Annotated in this window: 10 protein-coding genes; 3 read left to right on the forward strand and 7 right to left on the reverse strand. The window is 71.1% G+C overall.

Going from position 1 to position 11,045, the window contains the following annotated elements:
• Positions 1–115 precede the first annotated feature (115 nt).
• The 5 genes from AB0C36_RS41120 to AB0C36_RS41140 all read right to left on the reverse strand — a co-directional run bounded on the left by AB0C36_RS41120 (position 116) and on the right by AB0C36_RS41140 (position 6,436).
• Positions 116–748, reverse strand: coding sequence for a hypothetical protein (locus tag AB0C36_RS41120; protein ID WP_358364411.1), 633 nt, complete (start codon positions 746–748; stop codon positions 116–118).
• 220 nt (positions 749–968) lie between these two features.
• Entirely contained in the window at positions 969–2,303 is a 1,335-nt protein-coding gene (locus AB0C36_RS41125; protein ID WP_358364413.1) for an FUSC family protein, read from the reverse strand.
• A 188-nt stretch (positions 2,304–2,491) separates the two neighbouring features.
• Entirely contained in the window at positions 2,492–3,970 is a 1,479-nt protein-coding gene (locus tag AB0C36_RS41130; protein ID WP_358364415.1) for an Ig-like domain-containing protein, read from the reverse strand.
• A 316-nt stretch (positions 3,971–4,286) separates the two neighbouring features.
• The gene (locus AB0C36_RS41135) at positions 4,287–5,207 is read right to left on the reverse strand and encodes an LLM class F420-dependent oxidoreductase (protein ID WP_358364417.1); all 921 of its coding nucleotides are present in this window, start codon (positions 5,205–5,207) and stop codon (positions 4,287–4,289) included.
• A gap of 179 nt (positions 5,208–5,386) precedes the next feature.
• Positions 5,387–6,436 (reverse strand): NAD(P)/FAD-dependent oxidoreductase, encoded by a 1,050-nt coding sequence (locus AB0C36_RS41140; RefSeq protein ID WP_358364419.1) that lies wholly within the window; start codon positions 6,434–6,436, stop codon positions 5,387–5,389.
• A 144-nt stretch (positions 6,437–6,580) separates the two neighbouring features.
• Here AB0C36_RS41140 and AB0C36_RS41145 point away from each other — a divergent pair, with 144 nt between their 5' ends.
• Positions 6,581–7,186 carry a TetR/AcrR family transcriptional regulator gene (locus tag AB0C36_RS41145; RefSeq protein WP_358364421.1) on the forward strand — a complete coding sequence of 202 codons (606 nt, stop codon included), beginning with the start codon at positions 6,581–6,583 and terminating at the stop codon, positions 7,184–7,186.
• A complete protein-coding gene (locus AB0C36_RS41150) occupies positions 7,173–7,889 on the forward strand; it encodes a hypothetical protein (protein ID WP_358364423.1) in 717 nt (238 codons plus the stop codon). The genes AB0C36_RS41145 and AB0C36_RS41150 overlap by 14 nt, the downstream gene beginning before the upstream one ends.
• A 19-nt stretch (positions 7,890–7,908) precedes the next feature.
• Here AB0C36_RS41150 and AB0C36_RS41155 read toward each other — a convergent pair whose 3' ends face one another.
• Together AB0C36_RS41155 and AB0C36_RS41160 are read right to left on the reverse strand one after the other, a co-directional pair.
• A complete protein-coding gene (locus AB0C36_RS41155; RefSeq protein WP_358364426.1) occupies positions 7,909–8,955 on the reverse strand; it encodes an EamA family transporter in 1,047 nt (348 codons plus the stop codon).
• Positions 8,956–9,065: 110 nt separating this feature from the next.
• Positions 9,066–9,680, reverse strand: a complete 615-nt coding sequence (locus tag AB0C36_RS41160; protein WP_358364429.1) for a TetR/AcrR family transcriptional regulator — start codon at positions 9,678–9,680, stop codon at positions 9,066–9,068.
• A 270-nt stretch (positions 9,681–9,950) separates the two neighbouring features.
• On the opposite strand from AB0C36_RS41160, the gene hpnH reads away from it, so the two are divergent.
• Positions 9,951–10,955 carry an adenosyl-hopene transferase HpnH gene (hpnH, locus tag AB0C36_RS41165; RefSeq protein WP_358364431.1) on the forward strand — a complete coding sequence of 335 codons (1,005 nt, stop codon included), beginning with the start codon at positions 9,951–9,953 and terminating at the stop codon, positions 10,953–10,955.
• Positions 10,956–11,045: the final 90 nt, after the last annotated feature.

The raw sequence follows: 11,045 nt of genomic DNA on the forward strand, positions 1-11,045 counted from the left end.
GCTGACGCGGGGTGCGCGGGCGACGCGTGCGCAGGGTGCGCGGGGCGGTCGGCCGGGTGCCCCCGCCCGGCAGGCTTACGGAACCGCCCTGAACGGAGCCGGGGGCGCGGCCGCGTCACGCCTGGGCGGCCACCGCCTGGCGGGCCTGCTCCTGCGTGATCACCTGGTCGGCGGGCGGTGCGGCGACGTCGCACGGGACGCCGTACCCGGTGACCTCGGACTCGACCCGGGCCGGGCCGTTCTCCTCCAACTGGCCCACCACGGCCGGGTCTCCCTTGGCCGCGACGTACACGGTCTTGCGGGTCCCGTCGGCGTCGGTCCACGACAGCGGCACGGCCTTCTTGCCGTGGAAGTCGGTGACCTCGCCCTTCACCAGTCCGTCCGTCTTGCCGTCGAAGAAGTCGGCGCTGTCCTGAGACCCTTCGTCGTCACCGACGACGTACTTCCCACCGACAGCGCGGTCGAAGGCGGCGACGGATGCCGGGTCGGTCGCGCCCGCCTCGCGGGCGTAGAACATCCCGGGTGCCTTGACGTACGACTTCCCGCCCGTGCCGATGACTTCGGCGGAGACCCCGTCCACCTTCGTCGTGCCCTTCATCGAACTCGTGTTGCCGTCAGGGGAGATCGCCATGCACGCCTGCGACTCCTGGGCGGCGCCCTGCTCGTCGGTTCCGGTGCCGGTCACCGCAACGGTGCGGTTCTCCTTGGTGTGGGCGATCGCCTGTTCCGCGATCGCCTTCGGATCCATGTCGGCACGACTCTTCTCGTCGTCGCCGCAGGCCGACAACGGCAATGCGGCGACAACGACTCCTGCGACCAGAAAACGACGCGAACGCACGGTACCTCCCGAAGAGTTGGTGACGTGAGTCACGCGCTGCCCTACGGACGCGCAGCCATGCGAAGGGTGCGTCGCATCCGCGCAATCCGGACAGTTGCGTGTACGTCGCGGCGCCCGCGCCCCGTACCCGTCAGCGCGGCATGTCGCGGGCGGCGGGGCCGCCGGCCGCATAGCGGTCGGCCGAGCTGGTCGTACGCGTGCCCGGACGGTTGTCGGTACGGCTGCCCGAGCGGCCGTCGGAGCGGTTGTCCGGGCGGTTGTCGCGGACACGGCGCAGCCGCTTGAGGTGGCGCGCGGCCCGGCTCTTGCTGCGGCGGGTGTGCTTGCTGGCGGCGAGCCGGGGCTCGACGCGTTTGTCGACGTCGAGCTCGTCGAGCATCTGGTCGACGCTGGCGAGCAGGGTCCCGTGCAGCTCCCAGGTGTCGGGCTCGTACTCGGTCTCGGCGCGCAGCAGATTGGCGGCGTGGTCGCGGTCGGCGCGGGCCTCGGAGAGCGCGGTGGCAAGCTGCGTCTCGGCCTCCTCGGCGCGCGCGGTGACCTCGGCGGTGATCATGCGGCCGAAGTTGCCGACGGCGTCGGCGAGATGGCGCAGGAGGTTGTCGAGGGCTTCGGCCACCTCGGCGGGATAGACGTTCTCGTACCGCCCGGACTCCTGGGTGAGGTCGGCCAGGCCGCGGCAGACGGACCGCATGGTCACGGTGCAGTGTTCGAGCGTGTCGAGGCCGCTGCGCAGCACGATCCCGGCGTGCAGGGCGTGCCGCGCCGCGCGCGGGTTGAGGCGCAGGCTCTCCTCGGCCTGGGCCAGGGCGCCGTCGACCTGGACGATGTCGCCGTCGAGGATGCGCGCCTCCTTCAGCCACGCGTCGGCGTGGTCGCGGGACGCTCCGCCGCGCAGTTCCCGGCCCATACGTTCGAGCAGGTTGCGGAGGCGGTTGCTGAGGTCTTCGATGGCCTCGCCGGCGGGCTGGACGAAGACGGGCGGGGCGTACACGAGGTTGAAGAGCATGCCGACGGCGACGCCGATCAGGGTCTCGCCGACGCGTCCCGCGGCGGTGGAGTGCGCGGCGTGGAGGCTGCCGACCCCGAGCACGAGCATCGCGCTGATCGCCACCTCTTCGACGAACGGGTCGACGCGGAGCAGGTGTCCGGCGACCAGCGACGCGAGGATGAGGCTGCCCAGGCTCCACCAGGTGAGGTCGACGAGTTCCACGAATCCCACGGCGATGAGCACGCCGAGCAGGACGCTGAACATCCGGCGGATGCCGGTGGTGAGCGTCGAATACAGCGTGACCTGGACGACGAGGAGCGCGGTGAGCGGCGCGAGCAGCGGCGCGGGGTTGCCGGACAGCCACTGGGCGACGACGAACGCGAGCACGGCGGCGACCGTGCTGCGGAGGGTGCGCACCACGACGGGCTCGTTGCGCCGCTTGACCAGTCCGAGTACAGGTTCGGGAGCAATTGGCATAAAAGGCACCTCCCCGCTCTGCGGACGCCGAACCGGAAATGTCGATCACGCGGAGCAAGCGGGTCATCGAGTGCGGCCGGTCGGCCCGTCAGACCTGCCAGTGCAATCAGGCCGATCAGGCCGGTCTGGCCCGGCGACCGGAACGCCCGGCGTTGGATCCGCCGGCGTTCCGGTCCCCCGGCGGCCCGTCAGTCATTGGAGCGGCGGCGCGTGGTCCACCGGACCATGGCCCCGCCCACCAGGATGAACGCCCCGCCCGCGACGGCCAGTTCAACCGTGTGCTCGGGGCCGGTGGCGGCGATCCTCGGCGGCATCGGGCGGGGCTGTGGCGCAGGCGGCGTCGGCTTCACCAGGTGGGCGGGCACGGGCTTCGCCGTGTGCGTGTGCACTGGCTTGGACGCGGGCTTGGGCTTCGCCGAGTGCGTATGCGTGTGCGTTGGCTTGGGCGTGGGCCTCGGAGCCGCGACCGCGGACACCCGGACGGTCTCCTGGACCGTGCGCCCCTGCGCGTCGCGGCCCTGGTACGTGAACGTGTCCGGCCCGCCGTAGCCCTTCTCCGGCGTGTAGACGAGGCCACCGTGCGGATCGCGGACGACCGTGCCGTGCGCGGGCGGCGCGACGACGTCGACGGGGTGGTCCTTGTCGACCTGCGGGGGCACCGGGATGTGGATCGGCTGCCCTGGCCCCGGCGCCTCGAAGACCGGCCGCTCCGCGATCGTCTCCACCTGGCAGCTCAGCGCGAAATCGACGCCCGTCGCGTCGTCGTCGCGGGCATCGGCGGGCTTCTGGGTCGTCGTCGCGGTGTACCCGGCCGGCACGTCGATCGCCACGCGGTACTGCGCCTTGCCGACCGCGTCGAACGCGTACGTGCCGTCGGCGTTCATCGTCGTCGTGACCGGCGCGCCCTCGGCGTCAAGCACAGGCGTGCCATCCTGCCGAAGCAGGCGTACGGCCGTCTCGTCCGGGAGGCCGCAGCCCGCCGACGTGATCCGCCCCGCCACCGTGGTGGTCGAAGTGGCGACCCACAGCTGGTAGATCGGGATCCCGGTCTGCACCGAGAAGACCAGGCGCAGGCTCTTGACGGGCTTGGTCGGTCGCAGCCAGCCGGTCGCTCCGGAGGTGTCCGAACCGCTGCCGACGAGATCCGCGTTGGGCTCGTCCCACGTCGGTACGTCGGTGAACGGGCCGCCTCCCGTGCAGGTCGAGGGCCTTGGCGTGCCGTCGCAGTAGTTGAAGGCGCCCTGAAAGCCGAGTTCGGCCGGAGTGAGGTCGACGCCGTCGGGGCCGGTCGCGTAGATGTGCACGTGGTCGGCGTCGACGTCGCCGAGCGCGAAGCCCCACGTCCCGGCCGGGGGCGCGGTGTCGAAGGTGATCGTCGTCGTGGACGGCGTAGCCCCGGCCGCGGTGCGCAGGGCGAGGTACGGGCGCCCGCGCGGCCCGCCGTACGCCTGGCCGAACGGCGTCGAGGGGTTCAGGAACGCGCTCTGCCCGGACGCGACCAGCGGCGAAGTGCTGTCCGTGGTCACCGCCGCGTTCGGCAGGCCGACACCGGGGAACGACAACGAGCCGGTCGGCGCGGGCAACGTCCAGTCGCCGTAGGCTCCGCCCGCCGCGAACGCGGGTGCGGCGACGAGCGGAACGGCCGTCATGGCGGCTACGGCGGCCACGGAGAGGCGGAGTGTCCATGGCAGTGCAGAGGAAGGCATGCGCATGCGACCGGGTCCCAGTCATCTCATCGGATGTGTCCTGGTGAGGCAACCCGCCGCGGCGCATCCCGAATCGCGCCGGCCCCGGCATCACCCGCACGCCGAGGGGAAATTCGCCCCGAACGGGCCAGCCGCACAAGGGCGTCGGCCGTCGCGGAACGATCCCGGTCGGCGGTGACCGGTCCACCGTCGGCGCTCGGCGGTAGCCGGTCCCCCGCTACCGCCCGAGCGCCGACGGCCGACCGCAGCCGCTCCGACGCCGCTCCGACGCCGCCGTCTAGCCGAGCAGCACGGGTGCCAGGCGGCGCCACTCCTCCCGGGGCAGCCCGGTCGCACCCGGCGCGGCCGGGAGGATGTGGACCGCGACCTGGTCCGCGCCCGCCGCGAGGTGCTCGTGCACGCGCGCGGCCACCGTCTCCTCGTCGCCCCACGCCACGATCGCGTCGACCAGCCGGTCGCTGCCGCCGTCGGCCAGGTCCTCGTCGGTGAAGCCGAGGCGCTTGAGGCTGTTCCGGTAGTTCGCGAGCCCGAGGTACAGGCCCATGGCCTCCCGCGCGATGCCGCGCGCGGTCGCCGGGTCGGCCTCCAGGATGACCTTCTGCTCGGGCGCCAAGTAGGGGTCGTCGCCGAGCAGGGCACGCGCCTCGGCGGTGTGCGCGGGCGTGGTGAAGTACGGGTGCGCCCCCGCGCTGCGCTCGGCGGCCAGGCGCAGCATCTTCGGGCCGAGCGCGGCGAGCACCCGGCGGTCCTCGCCGATGCCGGCGGCATCCAGCGCGTCGAGGTACGCCCGCATGGCGGCCAGCGGGGGCACGAACTCCTCCCCTTCCTGCCGCATGAACTCCTCGTGGCTGACGCCCAGTCCGAGGATGAAGCGGTCGGGGTCGGTCTTGTCCAGCGCGGCAAGCCCGGCGAGGGTGTCCTCGATCGGGAACATGCGGATGTTGAGGATGCCGGACGCGAACGTGAGGCGCGACGTGGCCGCAAGTACCTTCTCGGCGTTCTCGAACAGGTGGCCGGGGAACGCGCCGCCGATCCACAGCGTGGCGTAGCCCAGTTCCTCCGCCTCGGCCGCCGCGCCGGCCACGTCGGATTCCGCGCCGAAGCGGTCGAAGCGCTCCCACAGGCCGATCTGCCCCGCGTGCTGCGCTGCCGCCGCGCCCTCCGACGTGTTGCCGGCCGTGTTGTCCGCCATGCTCATCCCGCCTCCCGATCAATGTGCCGAACGTCCGCGAGGCTACTCGGAGCCGGTGAACAGGATCGGAACGCATCCGCCCCCGCTCCCCGGATCTCGCTCCGCGGAGCTCGCATCCCGGATCCCGGATCCCGCATCCGCTCGAAAGCCGCGCAACTCGGCCGGCCCCCGGTGCCGCCCCGCCGTCACTCCGCGAACATCTGCGCCCGCCCGATCGACGCGGCCGCCTCGCCGCCTGCCGCCACCGAACTCAGCACGCTTTGGCCCATCGGGACGATCAGGTCGCCCGCCGCGTACAGCCCCGGGATGTTGGTGCGCCGCTCCCCGTCCACCGTCACGAAGCCGCCCTTGTCGACCGCGAGCCCCAGGGTCTCGGCGAGCCGCGACACCAACGGCACCGGCTTCTGCTCAAGATGCCAGACGAGCGTCTGGCGGTCGACGGTGCGCCCGTCGTCGAGTTCGACCGTGTGCAGCGATCCGTCCCGGTGCCGCAGGCCGGTCACACGCGCCTCGATGAGCTCGTTGCCCGCCGCCTTGTACGCGGCCCGCACCTCGTCGATCCGCGGCATGTCCGGCGGCACGATGCCGAGGATGTCGCCGGACCACGCCCGGAACGCCCTGGCCGTCATGATCGCGTGGTCCGGGTCGTGGGCGACGATCCCCCAGGTGCGGTCCCGGTTCTCCCAGCCGACGCAGAACGGGCAGTGGATGACGCTTTGCGCCCAGCACTCGGCGAAGCCCGGAATGTCCGGGTGCTCGTCCACGACGCCGGTGGCGAGGATGACGTCGCGCGCCCACAGCGTGCCGCGTCGCGTGCCCGGCCGGTCCCCGGCCTCACCCGCGATTCGGTCCGCCGCGCCGGGCTGAGCGATCTCGACGAGGAAGCCGCCCCCGGGGTCCACCGACACATCGGTGACGTCCGCCTCGCGGCGTACCGCCAGGCCGTAGCGGTCGAGATCCGTCCAGGCGGCACTGCGCACCTCGGCAGGCGTGCTCGTGTCGAGGCCGATGAGGCCGTGGGCGCCGTGGGAGGCGGCGTTGCGCGGCGGCGCGGCCGACTCGACGACGACGCTGCGCTGCATCATCCGCGTCGCGGCGATCGCGGCGCTGAGGCCCGCCGGGCCCCCGCCGATGATCGCGATGTCGTAGTGCGCTTCCGGCTTCGACTGATTCGCCTGCTCCGGCTGATTCGGCTGTTCCGACTGCTTCGGCCGCTCCGGCCTGGGAGTCGTCATGGTGCTCTCCTTCGTCTGCCGCGCCCGACGTATGACCACTGGTCATTCAACTGACCAAGAGTCATACTAATGACTGACGGTCATTCGTCAATCGCCGGGCGGCCCGTGGCATGCTCGGTCGCACCGCAGTTCCGAAGGAGTCCCGTGAGTCCCAGCAACGAGCCGGCCGTCAACTCCGGCCGCTTCCAACCGCCGGATGTCCGCCGCCGCCAGATACTGACCGCGGTGGCCGACCTGCTGCTGGAGACCGGCCACGACGCACTCACCATCAGCCGTGTCGCCGACCGCGCGGGGGTCGCCAAGGGCACGGTCTACCTCTACTTCGACTCGAAGCAGGCGCTGATCTCCGCACTCCAGGCCGAGGTGTGGGACCGCATGCTGGAGAAACCCGCCTCGCTGCTCGACGACCCGACGGTCGGGTGGGCGGAGCGCCTGGACACGCTGGTCGCGGAGTGGGTGCACACCGAGTTGCGGCACCGGCAGCTCTACCACGTGCTGTTCCACGAGCTGGGCGGCGGAGCGGAGCCGCTGGGCGGAGCCCGCGACCTCCTGCTGCGGCTGCTGCGCGGCGGCACGGAGGCCGGCGAGTTCACGGTCGGCGATCCGGATCTGACCGTCGATTTCCTGCTGCACGCGTACGTCGGACCGTGCCACCATGCGGTCGACCCCGAGGCGAGCGAGGAGCGCGTCAGATCGGGTGTTCAGGCCCTTTTCCGCCGCGTCGTCGGAGCCGCCGATGTCCGAACATGAGATAGAAGACCTGGTTGCGGAATCGATCCGCGTCCTCGACCGCGACAGCGCGCCGGACGACCCGCGCGTCAGGGACTGGTTCGCCGCGCTCTACCGATTCCAGGCGGAGTACGACTGCTCGTTCACCCATTTCCGGGTGATGGACTCACTGCTGCGCCGCGGGTACACGTACCGCTTCCCGCTCGACCGGCACCCCGACTACGCCGCCCGACGCGCCTACTTCGACGCGTTGGCCGAGTTCACCGAGTTGCGGACGTCCGACGAGGACGCGCCCGACTTCGGCGGCTACGGCTCGTGGCTCGAAGACGGCTACGTCGACCCGCCGTCCCTCTACTGCGACGCGGGCACCGAGCTGTGGCAGCGCATGGTGGACGCCGGAGCACTAAACGGCCGCGACGCCGTCCCGCCGCACCGGACCCCGCTGATCGACGTCGTCCGCGAGGTCGCGGTCGCCGCCGAGGCGCACGAGGGGGACCACGAACTCATAGGCATGTGGTACGCGTTCGGCTGCGGGACGCTGCTCGGCGGCCCGGTGGGCTGCCCCTACGACGTCGACGAGGTCGCCGAGATGCCGGCCGTGCGAGACCTGCGGGACGTGGTGCGGCGTACCGGTGCCCTTGCGGTAGCCGAGCAGTCGCCCTACGCACTCCCCGTGGAGTTCGCGGACGACCAGGACCTCGAAGCCTGGTGGTGGAAGCTCTAGCCCTCGAAGGCGGCGGTGCTCAGGGCTGCGGCGGCAGGCCCCCGGTCAGTTCCTCGACCGGAACCGCGCCGGGCCCGGCACCGTGCCTGTCCCCGCTGCCCGCTCCCCGTCCGGCGCTTCCGTCCGGGTCTCGACCCAGCGCACTGTCGCCCGCGTTGTCGCCTGTCCTATCGCCCGTCTTGTCCGCGGACTTGCCCGCCGGCGCCGCGGACGTCTGGCTGATCGTCACCCCGGCGCTCGCCGCGACGACGAGCAGGATGCCGGCCACCTGCACGATCCCCAGCGTCTGGCTCAGGACGACCAGCCCGGCCAGCGCCGCCACCGCCGGCTCCAGGCTGGCGAGCAGCCCGAACGTCGCCGCCGAGAGCCGCTTCATCGCCAGCATCTCGCACGAGTACGGCACCACGGACGACATCAGCGCGACCACCAGCCCGAAGCCCAGCGCCCCCGGTTCCACCAGCGCGGTCCCGGCCCCGACGATGCCGAACGGCAGCACCAGCACGGCGGCGACCGCCATCGCGAGCGCCAGCCCGTCCACGCCCTTGAAGGTCCGCGCGGTCTTGGTGGCGATCACGATGTACGCCGCCCAAAACGCGGCGGCCGCGAAGACGAACGCGACACCCACGCCGTCCAGACCCGAGAACCCGCCCTCGCCCAGCATGAGTACGCCGACCGCGGCGAGCACGATCCAGAACATGTCGCGCAGCCGCCGCGACAACACCACCGCGAGGCCGAGCGGGCCCAGGAACTCCAGCGTCACCGCGGGACCGAGCGGGAGGCGGGCGATCGCCTCGTAGAAGCACAGGTTCATGCCGCCGAGCGCCACGCCGAGGCCTACGACGGTGCCGAGGTCGGCGCGCGAGCGGCCGCGTACCTTGGGCCGGATCACCACGAGCATGACGATCGCGGCGATGACCAGGCGCAGCGTGACCGCACCCTCGGGGCCGACCCGCGGGAACAGCTTGGCCGCGAAGGCCGCGCCGAACTGGATCGATCCCGCGCCGACCAACACAAGCAGAACGGCTTGGCCGTTGGTACGCGGATTCAGCAGGGCGCGGGATGTCATGGCTATGACGGTACGTGCCGATCCGTGAATGGTCTGCACCACCCCGTGCGACGTATGACGCCAAGCGTACGCACGTCGCGCATTCCGGCCTTCCGCACCACTGCGACGACCTATCCCTTGCCGCTGCGCAGCCCCGCCAGCACCCGGTCCACGACCGCCCCCGCCTCGCGCCGCGCGACCTCCGGGTCCTCTGCCCGTGCGGTGTAGAGGCTGGCCTCGGAGATGAGCGCCGCGAGCAGCCGGGCGAGCGGGGCGACCGGCAGTTCGTCGATCTCGCCGTTGGCCATGGCCTTGCGGAGCCACTCCGCGAGCAGTCCGTGGCCGTGTTCGGCGACCAGCGTGTCCCAGACGTCCTGGCCCAGCACGGCCGGCCCGTCGATGAGCACGATGCGCTGGAAGTCCCCGGTCGTGCACACGTCCAGGAACGACTGGAAGCCGTGCCGCAACTGGTCCCACGGCTCGTCCGGCCGCTCCTGCGCGTGCCGGAGCTCGTGGGTGACCAGCGCCTCGGCGGCCTCCGCGGCGACGCTGTCCATCACCGCGCGGAACAGTGCCTTCTTGTCCCGGAAGTGGTGGTAGAGCGCTCCGCGCGTCACACGTGCGCGGGCGACGATCTCCTCGGTACCGGTGGCGGTGTAGCCGCGCTCGGCGAACAGTTCGCGGGCGGCGGTCACGAGCGCGTCGCGGGTGTCGGCGACGTGCTGGGCCCGACGGGTGACTGACATACAACGCTCCCGAGACATACAGACTGCATCGCCCCAAGCCTGACACGCGGATGGCACGCTGTGACCTGCGGTGGATCACGAAATACCCGCGAGTGGGAACAGCACGCGCCTGGCAAGGGTTTTGGCGATTTTGCGAAAGGTTGGACCCGAGGTGTGACACACGTACAACGGGTTCGAGACATACAGCGTGTATGTTGATGTTGACAGCAACCGGTGAGTGTCGGGCATCCACGCAGGCCCGGACTGTGCCGAAAGGGGCGAGGAACAACTATGGGTCTGCCGCTGAACCTGGCCGCGAAGATCGGTACGCATCTCGTCAAGCAGAAGATCAAGCGCAACGACAAGTTCACGATGATCGTGGAGATCGAGCCGCTGTTCGCGTGCAACCTGAAGTGCGGTGGCTGCGGCAAGATCCAGCAGCCCCACGACGTCCTCAAGAAGCGCATGCCCGTCGAGCAGGTCGTCGCCGCCGTCGAGGAATGCGGCGCGCCGATGGTCTCCCTCGCGGGCGGCGAGCCGCTGATGCACAAGGACATCGACAAGATCGTCGAGGCGCTGCTCAGCCGCAAGAAGTTCGTGGTGCTGTGCACCAACGCGGTGCTGCTGCCCAAGCACCTGCACAAGTTCAAGCCGAACCGCAACTTCGCCTGGATGGTGCACCTCGACGGCCTCGAGGAGCGCCACGACGCGGCGGTGGCCAAGGAAGGCGTGTTCAAGGAGGCGGTCGCGGCCATCAAGATGGCCAAGGACGCCGGCTTCCAGGTCTTCACCAACAGCACGTTCTTCAACACCGACTCGCCGGAGTCGGTGCGCGAGGTGCTCGACTACCTCAACGACGACCTCAAGGTCGACCGCATGCAGATCTCGCCCGGGTACGCGTACGAGAAGGCGCCGATCCAGCACCGCTTCCTCGGCGTCGAGCAGACCCGTGCGATGTTCCGCGAGGCGTTCGCCGACGGCAAGCGCAAGAAGTGGCGGCTCAACCACTCCGCGCTGTTCCTGGACTTCCTGGAGGGCAAGCGGGAGTTCGAGTGCACGCCTTGGGCGATCCCGTCCTACTCGCTGCTCGGCTGGCAGCAGCCGTGCTACCTGATGGGCGACGGGTACGTCGAGACGTACAAGGAGCTCATCGAGACCACCGAGTGGGACAACTTCGGGCGCGGCAAGGACCCGCGCTGCGACAACTGCATGGCCCACTGCGGGTACGAGCCGACGGCGGTCCTGGCCACCATGGGCTCGCTCAAGGAGAGCCTGCGCGCGGTCGTCAGCGGCTGACACCGAGTCGGCCCGACGGGCGGACCGGGGCAGGAGCGCCCGTACGTACGCACGAAGCCGCCGAGGTCCGCGGTCCCTCCCCGGTGCGGG

The organism is Streptodolium elevatio (assembly GCF_040649515.1).
Taxonomy (GTDB): Bacteria; Actinomycetota; Actinomycetes; order Streptomycetales; family Streptomycetaceae; genus Yinghuangia; species Yinghuangia elevatio.